The sequence below is a fragment of the Sphingobium sp. 22B genome, from assembly GCF_001580035.1.
GTDB classification, from domain to species: Bacteria; Pseudomonadota; Alphaproteobacteria; order Sphingomonadales; family Sphingomonadaceae; genus Sphingobium; species Sphingobium fuliginis.
Window position 1 is genome coordinate 86440 of the sequence record NZ_LTAB01000019.1, and the last position, 19563, is coordinate 106002.

18 protein-coding genes and 1 pseudogene are annotated in these 19563 nt (G+C 64.7%); 15 read left to right on the top strand and 4 right to left on the bottom strand.

The genetic code is table 11. The features are described 5' to 3' along the window. The 3 genes and pseudogenes from A0J57_RS17150 to A0J57_RS17160 form a co-directional block, all read left to right on the top strand. The gene (locus A0J57_RS17150) at positions 1 to 972 is read left to right on the top strand and encodes an ornithine cyclodeaminase family protein (RefSeq protein WP_061937622.1); all 972 of its coding nucleotides are present in this window, start codon (positions 1 to 3) and stop codon (positions 970 to 972) included. A gap of 101 nt (positions 973 to 1073) precedes the next feature. After that, the gene (locus tag A0J57_RS17155; protein WP_061937625.1) at positions 1074 to 1790 is read left to right on the top strand and encodes a GntR family transcriptional regulator; all 717 of its coding nucleotides are present in this window, start codon (positions 1074 to 1076) and stop codon (positions 1788 to 1790) included. A gap of 384 nt (positions 1791 to 2174) precedes the next feature. Beyond that, positions 2175 to 2671, top strand: a pseudogene (locus A0J57_RS17160) (integrase core domain-containing protein); the annotation flags it as partial. Positions 2672 to 2675: 4 nt separating this feature from the next. On the opposite strand, the gene A0J57_RS17165 reads toward A0J57_RS17160, so the two are convergent. Further along, entirely contained in the window at positions 2676 to 5495 is a 2820-nt protein-coding gene (locus A0J57_RS17165; protein ID WP_061937631.1) for a TonB-dependent receptor, read from the bottom strand. Between the two features lie 1496 nt (positions 5496 to 6991). On the opposite strand from A0J57_RS17165, the gene A0J57_RS17170 reads away from it, so the two are divergent. The 5 genes from A0J57_RS17170 to mtnA are packed head-to-tail and all read left to right on the top strand — an operon-like array spanning position 6992 to position 11145. Then, a complete protein-coding gene (locus A0J57_RS17170) occupies positions 6992 to 7618 on the top strand; it encodes a methylthioribulose 1-phosphate dehydratase (RefSeq protein WP_328587042.1) in 627 nt (208 codons plus the stop codon). Then, positions 7615 to 8166, top strand: a complete 552-nt coding sequence (locus A0J57_RS17175; RefSeq protein WP_061940819.1) for an acireductone dioxygenase — start codon at positions 7615 to 7617, stop codon at positions 8164 to 8166. The genes A0J57_RS17170 and A0J57_RS17175 overlap by 4 nt, the downstream gene beginning before the upstream one ends. Continuing rightward, positions 8163 to 8846, top strand: a complete 684-nt coding sequence (gene mtnC / locus A0J57_RS17180; protein WP_061940822.1) for an acireductone synthase — start codon at positions 8163 to 8165, stop codon at positions 8844 to 8846. Before A0J57_RS17175 ends, mtnC begins: the two co-directional genes overlap by 4 nt. Further along, positions 8843 to 10084 carry an S-methyl-5-thioribose kinase gene (gene mtnK, locus A0J57_RS17185; protein WP_101756479.1) on the top strand — a complete coding sequence of 414 codons (1242 nt, stop codon included), beginning with the start codon at positions 8843 to 8845 and terminating at the stop codon, positions 10082 to 10084. Before mtnC ends, mtnK begins: the two co-directional genes overlap by 4 nt. Beyond that, positions 10081 to 11145 carry an S-methyl-5-thioribose-1-phosphate isomerase gene (mtnA, locus tag A0J57_RS17190; RefSeq protein WP_061940828.1) on the top strand — a complete coding sequence of 355 codons (1065 nt, stop codon included), beginning with the start codon at positions 10081 to 10083 and terminating at the stop codon, positions 11143 to 11145. Before mtnK ends, mtnA begins: the two co-directional genes overlap by 4 nt. Here the strand turns inward: mtnA and A0J57_RS17195 are convergent. Next, positions 11132 to 11608: an Lrp/AsnC family transcriptional regulator gene (locus tag A0J57_RS17195; protein ID WP_025546835.1), complete on the bottom strand. Its 477-nt coding sequence runs from the start codon at positions 11606 to 11608 to the stop codon at positions 11132 to 11134. The two genes, mtnA and A0J57_RS17195, sit on opposite strands and share 14 nt — an antisense overlap. 113 nt (positions 11609 to 11721) lie before the next feature. On the opposite strand from A0J57_RS17195, the gene A0J57_RS17200 reads away from it, so the two are divergent. Then, entirely contained in the window at positions 11722 to 12612 is an 891-nt protein-coding gene (locus tag A0J57_RS17200; RefSeq protein ID WP_061940831.1) for an EamA family transporter, read from the top strand. 33 nt (positions 12613 to 12645) lie between these two features. Here A0J57_RS17200 and A0J57_RS26045 read toward each other — a convergent pair whose 3' ends face one another. Continuing rightward, positions 12646 to 12915, bottom strand: a complete 270-nt coding sequence (locus tag A0J57_RS26045; RefSeq protein WP_153023171.1) for a hypothetical protein — start codon at positions 12913 to 12915, stop codon at positions 12646 to 12648. A 68-nt stretch (positions 12916 to 12983) separates the two neighbouring features. Between A0J57_RS26045 and A0J57_RS17210 the strand changes: the two genes are divergently transcribed. From A0J57_RS17210 to A0J57_RS17235, 6 genes are all read left to right on the top strand, one after another. After that, positions 12984 to 13967 (top strand): YihY/virulence factor BrkB family protein, encoded by a 984-nt coding sequence (locus tag A0J57_RS17210; RefSeq protein ID WP_061940838.1) that lies wholly within the window; start codon positions 12984 to 12986, stop codon positions 13965 to 13967. Between the two features lie 142 nt (positions 13968 to 14109). Then, positions 14110 to 14601, top strand: a complete 492-nt coding sequence (locus tag A0J57_RS17215; RefSeq protein ID WP_061940840.1) for a hypothetical protein — start codon at positions 14110 to 14112, stop codon at positions 14599 to 14601. Then, a complete protein-coding gene (locus A0J57_RS17220; protein ID WP_061940844.1) occupies positions 14598 to 15044 on the top strand; it encodes a phage holin family protein in 447 nt (148 codons plus the stop codon). Before A0J57_RS17215 ends, A0J57_RS17220 begins: the two co-directional genes overlap by 4 nt. Beyond that, complete coding sequence (locus tag A0J57_RS17225) at positions 15041 to 15862, top strand: DUF3618 domain-containing protein (RefSeq protein WP_061940847.1); 822 nt, start codon at positions 15041 to 15043, stop codon at positions 15860 to 15862. Before A0J57_RS17220 ends, A0J57_RS17225 begins: the two co-directional genes overlap by 4 nt. A gap of 108 nt (positions 15863 to 15970) precedes the next feature. Next, positions 15971 to 16681: an HAD family phosphatase gene (locus A0J57_RS17230; RefSeq protein ID WP_268873892.1), complete on the top strand. Its 711-nt coding sequence runs from the start codon at positions 15971 to 15973 to the stop codon at positions 16679 to 16681. Positions 16682 to 16806: 125 nt separating this feature from the next. Then, positions 16807 to 19206, top strand: a complete 2400-nt coding sequence (locus tag A0J57_RS17235; protein ID WP_061940854.1) for a hypothetical protein — start codon at positions 16807 to 16809, stop codon at positions 19204 to 19206. Between the two features lie 10 nt (positions 19207 to 19216). On the opposite strand, the gene A0J57_RS26950 is transcribed toward A0J57_RS17235, so the two are convergent. Further along, positions 19217 to 19563: hypothetical protein (locus tag A0J57_RS26950; RefSeq protein WP_235600894.1), on the bottom strand; the 347-nt coding region annotated here is incomplete at its 5' end.

Sequence of the window (19563 nt, forward strand, 5' to 3'; positions counted from 1 at the left end):
ATGGTCGCTCCCGTCATTGGCAAGGAATTGCTCTACCTGTCGGAGGCCGATGTGCTGTCGGTCATGCCGCCAGCGGCGGCGGTCGCCGACCAGATCGTGGCGCTGACGGCGGCGCGGGCGGCGGGCGACCTGTATATTCACCCCAAGGCGGTGATCGGCGGGCAGGATATGGCGACCTTCTTCGTCATGCCGGTGCTGATGCAGCAGGGTGTGTCGGGCATCAAATGGCTGGGCGGCGCGCCTTATAATCCTAGGCAGGGCATCCCCGCTTTCCTCGGCACTACGACGCTGAACGACGCGCAGACCGGCGCGCCGGTGGCGATCATCGGCGCGGCGGCGACCACCGTGATCCGCACCGCCGCGCTCAGCCTGCTGGCGGCCCGGCGGCTGGCAGCGCCGACATCGCGTACACTGGGGCTGGTCGGCGCGGGCATGCAGGCCGCAGCACATATGCGGGCGATGCGGGAAATCTTCCCGATCGAACGCATAATGGTGTCGAGCATCGGCGACACGGCGCAAGCCTTTGCCGAAAGCTGGAGCGAGCCTGGCCTGACCATCGAGCCTGCCACGGCCGACGCCGTGCTAGCGGAAGGCGACATCATCATCTCGGCGGTCGCCGCCGACCCGTCGCTCACTCCCTTCCTCGATGCTCGCCGAATGAAGGCAGGGGCCTTTGCCAGCATGCCCGATCTGGGCAAGCCTTGGATCATGCAGGGGTTGGAGGCGTTCGCGGCCATCTATACCGACGATATCGTATCGAGTACGGCGCGCGGCGCCACCGTCGAACAGATGGGCGCGGTCGCCTATGCCGGCGAGATCGCCGACCTTGGCGGCAACGCGCCGCCAGTCCTCGACCCCGGCGCGACCACCGCTTTTCTCTTCGCCGGCACGCCGATCGCCGATTTCGCTATCGCGATGCTGGTCTATCGCGCGGCGATGGATCAGGGTGTCGGCCGGATATTACCGCTTTGACCGGAGTACTATTTGCAGCATCGCGGCGACATGCCTACTGTTGGTGGAAATCGTGAAAGAGGATCGTGCAGGTGGTGACCGGATCATCGGAGACAAATGCAATGACTAGGTCATCGGATGAGGCGGTTGTGGACGGCATGGGGGAAAGCGCGGTCACGCGCACCTATGCGCAGTTGCTCGACCTTGTATTGAGCTTCGAGATCAAGCCGGGCGAACGGATCAACGAAAGCGAATTGTCGCGCCAACTGGGCGTCAGCCGCACGCCCCTGCGCGAGGCGCTCAACCGCCTTGTCACCGAGGGGATTTTGACCAGCCGTCCGGCCAAGGGCTTCTTTCGCCGCCCGATAACGGCGGAGGAGATTTTCCAGCTCTATCAGGTTCGCTCCGTACTGGAATTCGCCGGCATCAAGCTCGCGATCGAGCGCGTGACCGACGCGGAAATCGACGCGTTTGAGGCATTCATGGCGGAATCGCGCAAGGCAGCCGACGCGAGCGCTTCCACCCAGCTTGCGCTGGACGAGACGTTCCACGAGCGGTTGCTTGGCCTGTCGGGCAATCAGGAGATGGTGAATATCCTGCGCGGGGTGAACCGCAAGATCCGCTCGGTGCGCTGGATCGACCTGACCCGCGGCGGCCGGGCCGCGACGCAGGACGAACATGGCGCGATCCTGTCGGCGCTGCGCAACCGCGATCTCGCGGCCTGTTCCGGCATCCTGGAAGCGCATATCAGCCGCCGCTTCGACCAGATTGACAGCGCGATCCGCGAAGTCTACGGCCGCATCTATGCGGGGCCGCCGATGCAGGAACGGGTCGCCTAGGGTCAGGATCGTAATTGCAGAGCTAGGCGGTGTGAGCCTTTGAGGGTTTCATGGATCTGTCCGCACTGGCCGAGTCGGAGCCTGGTAGTGCTGTATCGGGTCTAACAGAGGCGAACGTCGCATTGACTCGACGCGGGCTTTTTTGGCCCATCTGACCACCTTCGCAGATCGTTCGTCCCTGCGTTCCCTCTCGGAACACCGCCCTCGGTCAGCTTTGACGCTGCACCGCTGGCAAACGGATTTTGTCCTATCTCACGCTTGGAACAAAGTGCCATCACGCAGCATGGCATGGATGATGACCGCGAGGCGGCGGTCCATGGCCTTGATCTGCTCGACCAGCTCAGCACGCGCAGACGGCAAGGACGCGGTCGCGTCAAGGCCCTGCGACAACGCTTCAAGCGCTACCCTATCGGCTACTTCCACATGGACATCGCCGAGGTGCGGACCGCCGGAGGCAAACTCTATTTGTTCGTCGCCATCGACCGCACCAGCAAGTCTGCCGTCACCCAACTCGTTGATAAGGCCGACAGGCGAACGGTATCGAGCATCGCCTCACCAAGCCGAACCATCCATGGACTAACCCAGGTCGAGCGGATGAACCGCACCATCAAGGACGCGACCGTCAAACGCTTCCACTATGGCAGCCACGAGCAGCTACGCGCACACCTTGCCGATTTCATCGATGCCTACATTTCGGTCGCAGGCTCAAGACCCTCAGCGACCTCACACCCTACGAATACATCGCCAAAATCTCGACTTCACAGCCCGATCGAATCATAATCAACCCGATCCACCAGATGCCGGGATTGAACACCTATGGTAGGTTGATCGCGCCTGAGGGCGCGCCCGGCGGACGCGCCCGTTCGTTTTCAAGCGTTTGAATTGTTACATCTTGTAGGACAAGCGCAGATAGCCGAACTGCCCCGGCACGTCGTAGCTGGTCGTGTCGAAATTCGCGCCGTCGCATGTTCCGCAAAGCGGCGGATCCTTATCGAACACATTGTTGACGCCGATTGTCAGGCGGGTGCGATGATCCAGCCAGTCGGGCGAGAAATAGGCCTGGATGTCCCCGTAGAAGGTCGCCTTCATGACATGGCCGTCGCTTTCAGTGACCTTGCTGAGATAGCGGCCGGTGAAGGACAATCCATAGCTTTCGGTCGAGTAGTCCAGCGTGGCGTTCGCCTTGAAATGCGGATAGGCCTGATCGCTCGCCCCGCACCGCTCCGTACCGGCGCACTTGATCGTCGGCGCGCCCAGATCCGCTGGGGGCTTGATGTTGTACTTCAGCAAATAAGCGGCGTTGATGTTGAGACCGATGGAGCCGTTGCCGATCATCTTCGAGCGGTAGTTCAGAGTGCCGTCGATCCCATCGGTTTCGATCGCGTTGAGGTTCTGGAGCACGCCGTCGATGCCCGCGACCGCACCGCTGCCGGTACGGGTGATCGCGGCACAGCTGATCGGATCGGCCTCGAACGCGCAACGCTGGAGCGTGAGCGTGGCGGGCACCGAGTCGATCGCATTCTTCAGCTTGATCGTGTAGTAATTGACCTCGATGCTGAACGTGCTGGCGAAGCTGTCGCGTGCCCAGGCCGGGCTATAGACGCCGCCTGCGGTCCAAGTCTTGGATGTTTCCGGCTTCAGACCCGTAAAGCCCTGCGAGAAAACGCCCAACTGACCGCCCTGCGGTTCGGCATAGCTGCCGCTGGCAGGGACGCCATTGGCAATGCAATTCGCCCGGACGGTCGCGTTGGTCTGCCATGGGCTGCCCGGCACATTCGTGCAGGGATCGTTGATCGTCGCGTCAGTGCGCGAACGGCCGGCATAGAGTTCACCAATGCTGGGCGCGCGAAGGCTTTCGGCATAACCGCCGCGCAGCAGCAGATCACGGGTCGGCTTCCACAGGCCCGAAACCGTGTAGGTGGTGTTGCTGCCGAAGCTGGAATAGTTGGAATGGCGCACCGCGCCGTCCAGTTCCAACTTCTGGAAAAAGGGCGTGTCGGACAGGATGGGGATGCGCAGTTCGCCATAGAATTCATCGACATTGAAGCCGCCGCGTGCAGGGCTGGTCGGCACGTCCGCCCCCAGGCCCGCTGTGATGATCGGGTCGGGAGTATAGGATGCCTGCTGATCGCGATGCTCATAGCCGACAGCGAAGCCCACTGCGCCACCAGGCAGGTCGAACAGGTCGCCCGACAGGTTGGCAGTGACGTCCCACAATTCCTGTTCGCTGCGGTCGCGCTCGTCGAAGGTCACATAATCGAGCATTGCCTGAGTTATCGACCCGGCGCCGCCGAAGATATTGAACGGTACGCAGGCACCGGTACAGGCGCCGACTGGCCCCAGCGCCTGGGCGAGCCTGGCGGCGTTGAGGTTGCCGGTGAAGACTTGGTGCGCATTATTGGTGCCATAGCTGCCATTGACGTCCCAATACCATTTATGATCGCCGACATCGAACGTGCCTTCCAGCGTGGCCGCCATTGTGAGCGTATCGACTTCCTGGCTGAAGATGCGCGGTCCGCCCTCTACGAAGCGGCGGCGGATCGTCGAATAGTTAGCCGATCCCGGATCGGCCGAGAGCGTGACACCAAATGGATTATAGGGGTTGCTGGCATCGACCGAGATCGTGTCCAGCAGGTTGCCGTTACCCGCATCGGGCCCGATGAACAGCGGAAGAAACGCTGCTTGCGTGGTCGACTCGCGGTGCTGATAGACCAGCCTTGTCCGCAGGCTGACAGCGTCGGAAAATTCAAACTTGCCGTTCAGAAAGGCGCCATAACGCTTTGAGGGCGTCAGCAGATAATTATAAGGCGCGAAGTTGAAAGAGTCCGTTGCGGACACATAGGGGCGATAGTCGCTCAGCACCGGCGTGCGGCCTATGATCGGATTGCTCAACGTCAGGCTTTGTCCCAGCACGTCGTAGCGGCCGTTGGGCGTGGCGCTCGAACAACCGCCATCCGCGCAACTGCTACCGCCGGCGGCGGGCCATTGCGAGATCGAGCGGTCGGCGGTGCTGACGCCTTCCTGCTTCACATAATTGCCGCCAAAGACGATCGAGACGCGATCGGACTGGATGCCGTAGCTGGCGTTGATGTCGTAGGTGTGCCCGTCGCCCTGACGATAGGTGCCGAACTGGGCCGACATGTCGAGGCCCTTTTGCGACTGGCGGGTGATGATGTTCACCACGCCCGCGACCGCGTCCGAGCCATAGAGCGGGGAAGCACCCGACTGCAGCACTTCCACCCGCTCAATCATGCTCTGCGGAATGGTGTTGAGATCAACGGAGGCCGGAATGCCACCAGCCGCCGATCCGTTGACGTAGCGCATACCGTCGACCAGCACGAGTGTCCGCTTGGCACCCAGATAGCGCAGGTCAATTTCGGCTGAACCCGAACTCACGCCGGTGCCGTCGGGCGGCCCACCGATATTCCCCGCATTGTTGGTCTTGGTATTGAGGCCGCCTGCGGCGCTCGGGATGCGTTGCAGCACGTCGGCGATCGAGGTCAGGCCGGTCCGCGCGATGGATTCCTGATCCACCGTGACGATGGGTTTGTCTTGTTCGGTGGGATCCCGGCGAATGCGCGATCCGGTGACGATAATGGCGTTGCCGTCATCGGCCTGCGGAACAGCGGACTGCGCTAATGCCGGCGCAGTCGCTCCAAGAACCGAAAGCATGACGCCGCAATACAAGGTATTTTTCAATCGCATGATTTTACCCCTTGATCGTCGTTCCCTGGAGTGGAGTGTTGCTGCTCTGCTGCCGGCTGGCAATCGCACTTCTGTTGCGGCGCACAACCTATGTCGGTTTTTTGTAATATGTTGCTACTTGGCAACAAACTGTTCGTCGCGTCTTTTCTACGATTGAACAGGCCGCCAGTTTGCTCATGATCGTCATGAAGATCTGATCGAAAAGCTACAGATTGTAACAACCCTTCTGGAGCGTAAAAGAGTCCCGCTTTCGTATGCGCTCGCTGAAGCATCGGCGTCAAGGATACGGTGGCCGTAGTGGCTTGGAGTATAGAGACTGATCCGGCATATTGCCTTCAGGTTAGGCACACCATCAATCCGAATATCTTTATCTCAAAGACTATTTTGATGGCTTTGTTATTTGTGGACAGCTTCTGTCGCAGCTCCTAATGGTGGATTTCGATGAGGCGAGTTATTTGATCGAGGTTTAGCGGCGACTGATGGCTGCTTTCTTCACGCTGTGCATAGAGCCATTATCCCGATTCTCACCTAAATCGGTCAGACCGCAGCTAAACGCTGCGCCCCAATAGCAGATATCCGCAGTTTTCGTGGATTTTGGGTGTTGCAACAGGCACCACTTGCTCAGGATTGTTCAACTGGAAAATGGTTAGCGCGCTGGAAGCGGTCAAGCGACCCTGATACGACATACGGCGCATGATTTTATCTGCCCGACGGCGGACGGGCAGCTTCGCTCTTCTTCGCCCTCGATGGACGCAAGGTCGTCTTTCAACCCGATCGGCCTGGGTCTTTCCCCGTGGCTGCGTGTTGTTCGCGTATGACAACGGCAATCATGGAACGTTCAGGTGGCTGCGCCTGTGGCGCATTGAGGTTCGTAACCCGAGGTGATGCGTCACGTGTGGGTCTTTGTCACTGCCTTGTTGGTCATGGTGCCGAGGCAGATCAGGCTGACCTCGATCCCGGTGCGTCCCAATGTGCGATATTCCATTCCGTATCCCTATAGAAGCTGGCCTCCGCCCATTCTCCTTAGACGCTGGAGGCGGCAGGACACTCAAGATAATTTCATAAAGCGTTGAGCAAGCCTGTTTTCACGGTCGCCGGCCCATTCTCCTTAGACGCTGGAGGCGGCAGGACACTCAAGATAATTTCATAAAGCGTTGAGCAAGCCTGTTTTCACGGTCGCCGGAGCCCGGCGGAACGGGAAAATGGCCGCGCGGCCGCCGATCGTTTCGTGCTGCGTGCGCTCCGGGCCGCGAAAGGACCGATTGCGGCCCTCCGTTCCGCCCGCTAAGGTCGCCATGGTTCTTTGTCATCGAAGGATCACCGCCCTTGTCCAGCCGGGACGTCCGACAGGGATGACCGGCGCCGCGCCGAACCGCGCTTTTCTCCAGAGCTGGATATCGAAGGATCACCGCCCTTGTCCAGCCGGGACGTCCGACAGGGATGACCGGCGCCGCGCCGAACCGCGCTTTTCTCCAGAGCTGGATATGCCCGCCACCGTGCCTGATTTACCTGATCCAGCGGATGCGCTTGCCAAGGTCGGTCGCCGCCTGGATGCCCGCGGCCTGGCGCCCGCGACCGCCGGCAATTATTCCGCCCGGCTGGCCGACGGGACGATCCTCATCACCCGGTCGGGCGCGCATAAGGGGCGCCTCGATGCCGCGCAGTTCATGCGCGTGGCGGCGGACGGCACGGCCATCGACGCGGGCCGATCCTCTGCCGAGACGTTGCTGCACTGCCTGATATATGCCGTCGATCCCGCTGCCGGGGCGGTGCTCCACACCCACTCCGTCGCCGGCACGGTCCTCAGCCGCGCGCTGGCCGGCCGGGACGGGATCGAGCTGGCCGGATATGAGTTGCTCAAGATTTTTCCGGGCGTCGCTACCCATGAGGCGAGCGTCACCCTGCCACTGGTGGACAACAGCCAGGACATGCCCGCGCTCGCCGCCCTGCTGCGGCCGATATTGCTGGCGCAGGAGCGGCTGGTGCCGGCTTTCTACATTCGCGGCCACGGGCTTTACGCCTGGGGGCTGACGCTGGACGCGGCCGAGGCGATGGTGGAGGGGTGCGAATTCCTGCTGGCCTGCGCCTGGGAAGAGATGAAGCTGAGGGGAGGGGGCCGATGACCAGGCTGATCCAATATGACGACAGCCCGCCGCATGGAGCGCGGGGCCGGTTGGACGATCACGGCGCGATCGCCGCCATCCTGGAGCCGACGGGCGTGCGGCTTGAGCGGTGGGAGGCGGGCGCTCCGCTCTCGCCCGACGCGGCGGATGCCGAGATCATGGCCGCCTATGCGGAGGACATAGAGCGGCTGAAGGCGCGGGGCGGCTACCGGTCCTGCGACATCGTCAAGATGACCCCGGACCATCCCGACCGCGAAGCCATGCGTGCCAAATTCCTGGCGGAACATGTGCATGACGATGATGAAGTCCGCTTCTTCGTCGAAGGAGCGGGCCTGTTCTACATTCGCTTCGGCGGCACGGTCCATGCGCTGGAATGCACGGCGGGGGACCTGATCGTCCTGCCCGCAGGGACGCCGCACTGGTTCGACACCGGGGAGCGGCCGCGTTTCACGGCCATCCGCCTGTTCACGACGCCGGAAGGCTGGGTCGCGCGGTTCACGGGCGATGAGATCGCCCGCGCCCTCCCCCTCTATCAGGGGGCGGCATGACGCCGGGCGCAATCGTCACCGACATAGAGGGCACCACGTCCAGCATCGCCTTCGTCCATGACGTGCTTTTCCCCTATTCCCGGGCGCGGCTTGAGCGCTTCCTCACCGATCATCCGGACGCGGCGGCGGCGATATTCGATGCCGTGCGCGCGGAAGCGGGCACGGACCTGGACCGGCAGGCCTGCGTCGCCCTTCTGCGCCAATGGCATGATGCCGACCGCAAGATCGGGCTGCTCAAGCAATTGCAGGGCATGATCTGGGCGGACGGCTATGCGCAGGGGCATTTCACCGGCCATGTCTATCCCGACGCGGCCGAAGGGCTGCGCCGCTGGCATGACGCGGGCATTGCCCTGCATGTCTATTCGTCGGGGTCCGTGGCGGCGCAGAAGCTGCTCTTCGGGCATAGCGATCATGGCGACCTGACGCCGCTGTTCGCGGGCTATTTCGATACGGCGGTCGGCGGCAAGCGGGAAGCGCGCTCCTATCGCGCCATTGCCGATGCGCTGGACCGCCCGCCCGCCGAGATATTGTTCCTCTCCGACACGCCGGAGGAACTGGCGGCGGCGACGGAGGCGGGCCTTGCCGTGACCCTGCTGGCGCGCGACGGGGCACCGGCAGACAGCCGCTTTCCCATAGCCGACAGCTTCGACGCCATCGGATGGCAGGAGGATCGCCGATGAGCTACACCGCCCTGGACGAACGCAGCGTCGGCCCCTTTCTGGCCGATATAGCCCCCATTGCCGAGCGTCTGGGCGGCAGGCCGGGCGATTGGACGGTGGCGGAGGTCGGGGACGGCAATCTCAATCTCGTCTTCCTGGTGACCGGGCCGTCGGGGGGCGTCGCCGCCAAGCAGGCGCTGCCCTATGTGCGCATGGTGGGCGAAAGCTGGCCGCTGCCGCTGTCGCGCGCCTATTATGAGCGTCTCGCCCTGGCCGATCAGGCCGCCCATGCGCCTGCGCGCGTCCCCGCGCTGCTGCATCATGACGATGCCATGGCGCTCACGGTGATGGCGTTGCTCAAACCCCACCGCACCCTGCGCGGCGCGCTTGTCGAAGGGGAACGCTACCCGCTGCTTGCCAGCCATCTGGCCGAATTCCTGGCCGATACGCTGTTCTTCACCTCCGACCTCGCCGTGCCGGTGGTGGACAAGAAGGCGCGCATCGCCGCCTATCTGGGCAATACGGCCATGTGCCGGATCACAGAGGACCTGATCTTCGACGAACCCTATTTCGACGCGCCTATGAACCGTCATACCCGGGGGCTGGAGGACATCGTCGCCGCCTTCCGGACGGACGTGCCCCTCCGCCTTGCCGCGCAGCGGATGAAGGCGCGCTTCCTCGCCGCGCCGGAGGCGTTGCTGCATGGCGATCTCCACACCGGATCGGTGATGGTGACGGCGGACGATACGCAGGTGATCGATCCCGAATTCGCCTTTTACGGGCCGATCGGCTTCGATGTCGGCATGGTGCTCGCCAATCTCTGGATGGCCTATCTGGCCCAGCCCGGCCAACGTCCGGCGGAGCGGCCCGACCCCTGGCTGCTGGACCAGTCCGAAACATTGTGGAAGGGCTTTGCAAAGCGCTTCACCGGGCATGGGAACGCCCTCGACCCCCAGGCGGAACATGGCGCGCTGCATGCGCTTGCCAAGGGCGATGCCGATCTGCGCGCGGCGGCGATGGAGGATGTGCTCGCCGGCATCTGGACCGACGCGCTGGGCTTTGCCGGTTGCGAGATGATCCGGCGCATCCTCGGCCTTGCCCATGTCGCTGATTTCGAAAGCATCGCGGATGAAGCCCTGCGCGCCGATTGCGAGCGCCGGGCGCTCCAGATCGCGCGCAGGCTGCTGGTCGATCGCGCCGCCTTTCCCGGCATCGCCGCCGTGTCGCATGCAATCCGGCTGGACAGGGCGCCCGCATGAGGCTGGAGGGCAGGGCCACGCGCTCCATATGGCTGGAGCCGGATGGATGGAGCGTCGGCATCTTCGACCAGCGGCGCCTGCCCTGGGCGTTGGAGCGGCTGGTCCTGAAAACGCCCGGACAGGCGTTCGACGCCATAGCCGACATGGCCACGCGGGGCGCGCCGCTGATCGGCGCCGTCGCCGCCTATGGGCTGGCGCTGGCCTTGCGCGAAGACCCGAGCACCGCGTCGCTGGAGCGCAGCTTCGCCCATCTCGCCTCGGCGCGCCCGACGGCGGTCAACCTGCGCTGGGCGCTGGAGAGGGTGCGGGCCGCCGTCGCGGAACGCCCGGCCGACGAACGGGCGGCGCTGGCCTATGCACAGGCCGCCCGCCTCTGCGACGAGGATGTCGCGGCGAACCGGGCGATAGGCGAAGCCGGCCTGCCCCTCATCCGGGAAATCGCCGCGCGCAAGGGCGGGGAACCGGTCAATATCCTCACCCATTGCAATGCCGGCTGGCTGGCGACGGTGGACTGGGGCACGGCGACCGCGCCCATCTATCTCGCGCATGACGAGGGCCTGCCCGTCCATGTCTGGGTGGATGAGACGCGACCCCGGAACCAGGGCGCGCTGACCGCTTTCGAACTGGCGGGCCACGGCGTCCCGCACAGCGTCGTGGTCGACAATGCCGGCGGCTTGCTGATGCAGCAGGGCAGGGTGGACATGGTCATCGTCGGCACCGACCGGGTGACCGCCAATGGCGATGTCTGCAACAAGATCGGCACCTATTTGAAGGCGCTGGCGGCGCAGGCGCATGGCATAGCCTTCCACGTCGCGCTTCCCTCCAGCAGTTTCGACCCCGCGACGCCGGACGGCGCGGCCGTGCCGATCGAGCAGCGTGCCTCCGACGAGATACGCTTCATCCCCGGCCCCGATGATCATGGCGCGCAGACCCGCGTCGGCATCACCGCATCGCCCGCCTTCAACCCGGCTTTCGACATTACGCCAGCCGGCCTGGTCACAGGCTATGTCACGGAAAAGGGCTTGATCAGGGACGCGGCGGGCCTTCTCACGCTCCGTTGACCGGTACCGGGCTGAGCGGCTTGACCTCGCGAATGACGACCAGCGTCTTGAACGTGCGGATGCGGTCATTGGCGGCGAACAGGCGCTGCGCCAGATCGTCATAGCCCCCCATGTCACGCGCCACGATGCGCAGCGCGAAGTCATGATCCCCGGTGACGTTCCAGGCCTCCAATATCTCGGGCTCGTCACGGAATATCTCCATCATCTCGTTCATCGTGTGCGCGCTTTCGCGTTCCAGCGAGACGAGGACGATCATGGAGAGGGGCCAGCCCAGATTCCTCGGCCTGACGATGGCGATCTCGCGCTCGATCACCCCGATCGCGCGCAGGCGCCGAATGCGGCGGTAGCAGGCGGGCGGCGACAGGCCGACGGTTTCGGCGAGGGCGGAGACCGGTCGCTGCGCATCGGCCTGCAACAGTTCGACCAGTTTCCGGTCGAAGGAATCGAGGAGATCGTTTTTCATCGCCCTCAAAGGATAGGCGATAAATTTTATCGGAAAAGCGACAAAATCGAACGCACTTATCGCATGCGTTGCGCTAGCTATGCCGCGTCCGTCCATCCATATTCGAGTGTTGCATGTCCAGCGTTGCCGCGCCCCGCCCCCTTTCCACGCGCGTGGATCCTGTCGCCTTCGGAGCGCTCTCCCTCTCCCTTTTGTCGGTCACTTCCGGCGCGTCGCTGGCCAAGCGGCTGTTCCCGCTCGTCGGGCCGGAGGGAGCGACGACGCTGCGCCTCATCGTCGGCGCCGTGATCCTGTCGCTGGTGTTCCGGCCGTGGCGGCTGGACTGGCGGGCGGGCTGGCGGCCGCTGCTGGCCTATGGCGTGGTGCTGGGCGTCATGAACCTCTCCTTCTACAATGCGCTGGCCTATATTCCGCTGGGGCTGGCGATTGCGATAGAGTTCACCGGCCCCCTGACGGTCGCCCTGCTCACCTCCCGGCGGAAGCTCGATTTTCTCTGGATCGGCCTTGCTGTGCTGGGCCTGGCCAGCCTGCTGCCGCTCTGGGGCGCGGCGTCCCAGCTCGACTGGCGCGGCATTGCGCTGGCGCTCCTCGCCGGCGCGTGCTGGGCGGGCTATATCCTGATCGGCCGGCGTGCAGGCCGCATGCACGGAGCGGCCGCGTCCGCCGGCGGCATGATCGTCGCCACCCTGCTCATTGCGCCGGTGGGATTGGTCCATGCCGGTGCCGCGCTGCTGACGCCGCAGGCGCTGCTGCTTGGCGTGGCGGTGGGCATCGTGTCCAGCGCCATCCCCTATTCCCTGGAGATGGTCGCCCTGCCCAGATTGCCGTCCAACACATTCGGCATCCTGATGAGCGCGGAGCCGGCCGTCGGCGCGGTCATGGCGCTGATCCTGCTGGGCGAGGTGCTGACGCTGTCCCAATGGTTCGCGATCGGCCTCATCATCTGCGCGTCCATCGGCACGGCGGTCACCGCCCGGGCGGGGGAGGCGATGGAGCAGCCCTGATCGCCCGGCGGCGCAACCGGAAGGGCGGCTGACCTATGTGACGCAAGGGCCGGGGCGACGATTGCCGTCACCGGCGGCAAGCCGATCCTGTAGCGGCGGCGCACCGCCATCGGGCACAGTGAGCGTCTGCCCGGCCAGACGCATGCGGAGATCGTGGGCAGCGTCGACGATGGCGAAGATTTGCAGGCGATGGCGATCGCAGCGCGCGGATGGAGGCCGCTGCCGCATCCCGTTGCGATCCGCAGTCTGCCGGCCCGGCGGGATGGCGGGCCGAACAGGGAACCAATGCCGGGTGCGGTCCATTCCACATCCATGCACATCATCAGCAAAGCCGCCGCCATGCCCGCGACCGGATCGGCAGGAACCGGATCATGAGCAGGGGACGGGACGCGACCTCGCCCTGGCGGATGCCCGCAGGCGCGTGGAAGGACGTGCTCATGCGCACATGGAAGGAAAGCGCGGCGGACAATGTCGGGCTGGTCGCTGCGGGCGTGTCATTCTATGCCTTCCTGGCGTTGCTGCCCCTGCTCGGCGCCATCGTGCTGACCTATGGGCTGGTTGCCGATCCGCAGACGGTGACGCAAAACATGGCGGCGATGACGCGGGTCATGCCCACGGACATCGCCCGCTTCATCGGCGAACAATTGATGTATGTCGTCCAGACCTCCGGCGGGAAGAAGGGGCTGGGCGTGCTGGTGGCGCTGGCGCTGGCGCTGTTCAGCGCGCGCAATGGCGCGGCGGCGATCGTGACGGCGCTCAACATCGCCTATGAAGAGGAGGAGAAGCGAGGCCTGGTAAAGGTGAACCTGCTGGCGCTTCTCATCACGGCCGGGGCGGTCGCGATGGCCGTATTCGCCCTGCTGTCCATGACCGTCCTTGCCTATGTCGAGGCCTGGCTGCCGTCCTCGCCGGTCCTTGCCATGCTGTCCAGGCTCATGTCCCACCTCCTCCTCGCGCTGGCGGCGGCGGCGGCGGCGGCGACGCTCTACCGCTTCGGTCCATCGCGCGACCGCGCTCGCTGGATGTGGCTGACCCCCGGTTCCCTGTTCTTCGCGGCGGCATGGGTGCTGCTGACGCTCGGCTTTGGAATATATGTGGCGAATTTCGGCAATTACGGGGCCACCTATGGATCGCTGGCGACCGTCATCATTTTGCTGACCTGGCTCTATCTGTCCAGCTACATCCTGATCTTCGGCGCGGAACTCAATTCGGAACTAGAGCACCAGACGGCGCGCGACACGACCGAAGGCGACGAACGCCCGCTGGGGCAGAGGAACGCCTGGGTGGCGGATCATGTCGCGCAGGGAACGCGGGCGGGCGAAGATGGACCAACCCAAGTTACCAAATTGGGTTAGTCCAAATCTTCGTTGCAGGATCATCGATATTCATGATCTTTCGAAGGTCCGTCCAAATATCAATTCACCGCAAATCAGGGAAAAGGCACGGAACCGCGCCAGTTTCATAATGTTCATCCCGTACAGCCCAGGAGATGAATTTATGCAGACGCCATCCGATGATCGGAACGACTTGCGCAGCGAACTGCGCAACGATGCCGAAAACCTGACCAGTGCCGCGACCGACCGCCTCCATGAAGAGGTGGACGCGCGCAAGAGCCCGCTGGTCGATCAGGCCAAATCGGTCTCCGCCGCGCTCGACCGGGCAGCGGGCGAAATGGGCGAGGGCGCGATGCCGTCCTGGATCAGATCGACGCTGGAACAGGGCGCGCAGCAGATGCGGCGCCTTGCCGAAACCATCGAGCAGAAGGACTCCCGGGAACTGGCCGGCAGCATCCGCCACCTCGCCCGCGACAATCCCGTGACCTTCCTGACCGCCTGCGCGGCGGCGGGATTTGCCGCCAGCCGCATCTTCCGGGCGGAGGCGGACGGCAGCGCCGCAGGTGCCGCCATGGCACCGCCGGCGCCCCAGCCGCAGCCCTATACGACCGTCACGACGCCCGTGTCGCCTTCCGGAACGGGAGGGGTGATATGAGCGACCCGCAACCGGACCGCGCCAGCGTCGCCGGAGCCGGCGGCGGCAGGGACGAGGACATAGCCTCGCTCCTCCGCGCGCTCATGGGGCAGGGGACGCATCTGGCCGAACAGCAGATCGCGTTGTTGAAGGCCGAAGTGCGGGAATCCGCCACCAGCGTGAAACTGGCCGTCGGCTCGGTCGCGGTCGCGGCCGTGGTCGGCATCGCCGGGCTTGGCGTATTGCTGATGGGCCTTGCCTATCTGCTGGCCGACGCCATCGACCATCTGGGCTTTGCTACGCTGATCGTCGGCATCGTCGCCCTGATCGTCGCCTTCATCCTCTATCGCGGGGCGCTGGCCAAGGTTCGCGCCGCCGAACTCGCGCCCGAACGCACGCAGCACGTGCTGGAACGCACACCCTCCGCCCTGCGCGGCGACCTCAATCCGGAGCACAGACCATGACCGACACGCTTGACCGAGATCCCGACGCCATCGAGCGCGACATCCGCCGCACGCAGGAGGATATGAGCCGCACGATCGACAGGATCGGAGACCGGTTGACGCCGCGCAACCTGTTCAACGCCCTGCTGGACAAGGCGGATGAACATCATGTCGACGCCCGGACGCTGCTGGACGGCGCGCGGCGCAACCCCATTGCGCTTGGGCTGATCGCCGCCGGCACGATCTGGCTGATCAGCGACAAGGACTCCCCATTCCCCAGCTTCGGCTCCGGCACGGGCAACCGCCATGTCGATCCGCACCATCGCGATTATGTGGCCCATATGTCCGGCATCGAGATTCGCGATGGGGAAGATGCGGTCGCCTATCAGCGCCGCCGCGACGCGGCACGCGCCAACTATCTGATGCTCGAACGCCGGCACGATGAGGATGAGAGCAGCTTCCGCCAGCGGCTCGACGACCTGACCGACAAATTCCGGGAAAAACGCCATGCCTGGGCGCAGGGTTCGGGGCAGGCGCGCGACGCCGCCGGACATGCGGCCGCGCAGGCCACCGAAAGGGCCCGCAGCCTTTATGACGACAATCCCTTCGTCGGCGGCCTGATCGCCGCTGCGGTGGGCGCGGCGCTGGGATCGGTGCTGCCGCTCAGCCGGACGGAACAGGAAAGGCTGGGCGCGCTGGGCGAGAAGGCGCGCGGCATGGCGGCCGAACAGAAGGACGCTTTGGCCGAAACGCTGCGCGAAAAGAAGGACGAGCTTGTCGAGAAGGCGGATTCAACGCTCCAGCAGGGTGGACATTCGGCGCCCCCGCAACCCTCCTGACCGGGACGGGGGTGAGGCCGCGCCGCCACATGCGCATGATCTGCATCTGGCCGCGCGGTTTATGCACTCGCAAAACAGCCGCTTGATCTCCACATTGGCGCGATGAAAGTGTCGACCTTCGCCAGCGCTGAACCCGCCATCCTCAACCGCCGCCTGCCCGATCCGGTGCGGGCGGTGATTTTCGACATGGACGGCACGCTGCTCGATACCGAGGCGGAGCATCGGCGCACCATGGCGGAGGCGGCTGCCGCGCTGGGCTGGCCTTTTTCCGAGGCGTTGCAGCTTGCCATGGTTGGCATTCACCGCGATGCGAACCGAGTGATGCTGGCGGAGCATTTCGGCGCGGACTTTCCGCTGGAGCAGTTCTACGCCGACAGCGACCTGCTGTTCGAGGCGGCGTTGGAGGCCGCCATTCCCAAGCGGCCGGGCGTCGAACCAACTTTGGCCAGGCTTGCCGCGGCAGGCATTCCCATGGCCGTCGCGACCTCGACGGAGGCGCCCCATGCCTGCCATCGCCTCGAAAAGGCGGGCTTGCTCGACTATTTCGACGTGATTGTGACGCGCAACGATGTGGAACGGCCCAAGCCGCATCCCGAACCCTATCTGCTGGCGGCGAAGCGCCTGGGCGTGGCGGTTGCCGATGCGGTGGCGGTGGAGGACAGCTATGCCGGGGTGCGTTCGGCGGCGGCGGCCGGCATCGCGACCGTGATGGTGCCTGACCTGCTCCCGCCCACCGACGCGGAACGGGCATTGGTCGCGGCGGTGCTCCCCAGCCTGCACGACCTTGCCGCCATGATCCTGCCCTCGGCGAAGGGCTGACCCTGCTCGTCCCGCGATCCTGACCCTTCGTCGCAAAGCCGGTTGCTTCGCCCGCGCTCTTGGAATTGGGGAGCCGATGTGGGACAGCGGAATCTGGATCGCTGACAGGAAGATACCGGGACCTTATGCCGCTGCCTAGCCGATGGAAGATCCTGCCCTGGGCTTGCGGTGCCGCCGGCATCGCGCTTTCGGCCGCATCGGTGCGGGCGGCCGATCCCGCACCGTTCGAGCTTGGCGGGCCGGGTCTGCGCATCACGGTCATGCGGGGCAAGGACGTGCTGCCCATTGCGCAGGTGCCCAGCCTGGCCGAAGGCGACAGGCTGTCGATCGGGGCCGACCTGCCGGAGGACCAGGGCGCAAGATTCCTGCTGCTCTCCACCTTCCTGCGGGGCGCCACCAATCCGCCGCCCAAGGATTGGATCAAGTCCGCCGAAACCTGGAAGAAGAAGGCGAAGGACAACAGCCTCAGCCTGACCGTGCCGAAGGGCGCGCGGCAGATGACGCTGTTCCTGGTGCCGGATACGGGCGGCGCGGAAGGCACGATCGAAGATGCGGTGCGCGGCAAGCCGGGGGAGTTCATCCGCGCGACGCAGGAACTCAATCAGGCCTCGCTCGATCGGTCGCGGCTGGATGCCTTCATGGCGGCGATCCGGGCGCAGGAAAACACCCATCCCGAATATCTGCGTTCGGTCGCCCCTGCCTTGGCGCGCAGCCTGTCGATGAAGCTGAATGACGAATGCCTGTCCAAGGTGGTCGAGCTTCAGGCCAATTGCCTGCTGGAAAATCGCGAACAACTGGTGCTGGCTGACGTGCACAGCAGTTCCATTGCAGAGACCCTGACCGGCGCGCCCACCGATCTGGCGCTGCAACTCAGTTCCACGCGGGAGGCGGGCTATGGCTTTTACAGCCCCTATATCGGCGTGGTGCGCGATCTGGCGAAGATTTTCGGCGCGTTCAGCAATCCGGAGTTAGACTATCTGCCGACGCTCAGCGTCCGGCGGGACGATGCCGCCGCGCTGCTGCTCAACAAGGCGCCCTCGTTCCAGAAGCCCAAGTCGGTGCTGGTCGTCGGCATGCCCGCGATCGAGGCCGACAGCCCGCCCCGCCTGCGCAGCGCGGCCAGCGGCCCGATCTGCGCGGCGCGTCCCGGCGTGGTGCTTCCTGTCGAGGGCGCGCCGCTCATCTACTCGACCGCCTATGCGCGCAACATGACGGTGAAGCTGACGGCCGCCAGCGGCGAGACGATAGACCTGCCCGTGGAAGCGCGGGCGGACCGGGGCGGCTATGTGGTCAAGGGCAATGACCCGCTTCCTGCCGTCTTCAAGGGTACGGTGAAGGGGCATCTTTCCGGCTATTGGGGTTTCGAGCGGTTCGAGGGACCGGACTTCTCGCTGCAACTGCCCGGCGACGCGCGGTGGAAAGTGGCAGGCGAGGAACCGACGCTGGTGGTCGGTCGCGACAATGGCCTGACCCTGACCGGCGAAGCGCCTGCCTGTGTCGAAGGCGTGACCTTGCGGCAGGGGGACGGCGCGCCCCAGTCCCTGCCGTGGAAGGTGCAGGGGACGGACGCCCTGCTCCTGACCCTTCCACTGGCCGACCGCAAGCCCGGAGACATCAGGATAGAGGTCAAATATCAGGGCGTCGCCACGCCTTCCGTCCTGTCGCTCAAGGCCTATGCCCAGGCCAGCAGGCTGGACGCGCTCAGCCTGCATGCGGGGGACAACAGCGCGGTCCTTTCCGGCCAGCGGCTGGATCAGGTCGCCGCGGTTGAGCTGTCCGGGATGGTGCTGGCGCCCGGTGAACTGGTGCGCGACGGGTCCGTGGACCGGTTGCGTCTTTTGGCGAAGGGCGAGGGCGCTGCTCTGAAGGCTGGCGACCGGGCGACGGCGCGGGTACGGTTGAAGGACGGCCGCTCCGTCGATCTGGCCGCCACTGTCGAGGAAGCGCGCCCCCGGCTGGCCCTGCTCAGCAGGAGCGTTTCGCAAGGTACGAGCGCAGGCCGCAGCCTCCAGCTTTCCGGGGAGGATCTGCTGCCCGACGACGGGCGGCTGGTCTTCTCGGTCCGGGCGGAACAGGGGGCGTCTTTCCGACCGGACGATGCGCTGGAGGTCGCTTCGGCGGATGGAGCGAAATCCGTCAGGCTGGGAAGCGCCAGCGGACTTCGGCTGTCCGGCCCGGATGTGATGGTGGCGACCCTGGACCCGGCGGCGCTGGCGCCCGCGTCGGGTCCGCTGCGCTTCCGCCTGTTGCGCGGCGATGGCTCCAGCGACTGGCAGCCGCTCGTGACGCTCGCCCGCCTGCCGCATATCGATGGCGTCAGTTGCGAGGCGCAGGATTGCACGATCAAGGGCCGCGATCTGTTCCTGATCGAGGCCGTGGATGGCGCGCCCGGCTTTGAAAAGCCGACGATGGTCACGCAGGGCTTCACCGGCTCCAGCCTGTCCGTCCCGGCGCCAAGGGACGGCAAACTCTACATCCGCCTGCGCGACGCAAGGGACCAGGCAGTCATACTCGATCTCAGTTGATCAGCCGCGTTCAGCGCTTGCGTCCGTGAGAGGCCCGGGCAAGTCCAAACCCGCGTCTCCCCTGGTTTTGCAGGAAATTTTCCAAAATCCTATTTTTCCTGTTGACCGACTCATTCGACGCGCCTAGATGCCACTCCACCGACGCGGTGATGACCTCCGGTTTTCGCTGCGAACGGTCGCCAATATCAAGGATGGCCAAATCCTCGAATGAAAGTTCGAGGATCGCTGGTTGTCCGCTTCTGATGTTCGGTGAAGCTCTTTGACATTGTTGATTGATGAAGGGACATGTGGGCGGCGGCTCCGGGTTCCTGCGGCTTCTAGGCGCAGGGTGCTCGGTTAAAATAGCCATCCTCACAA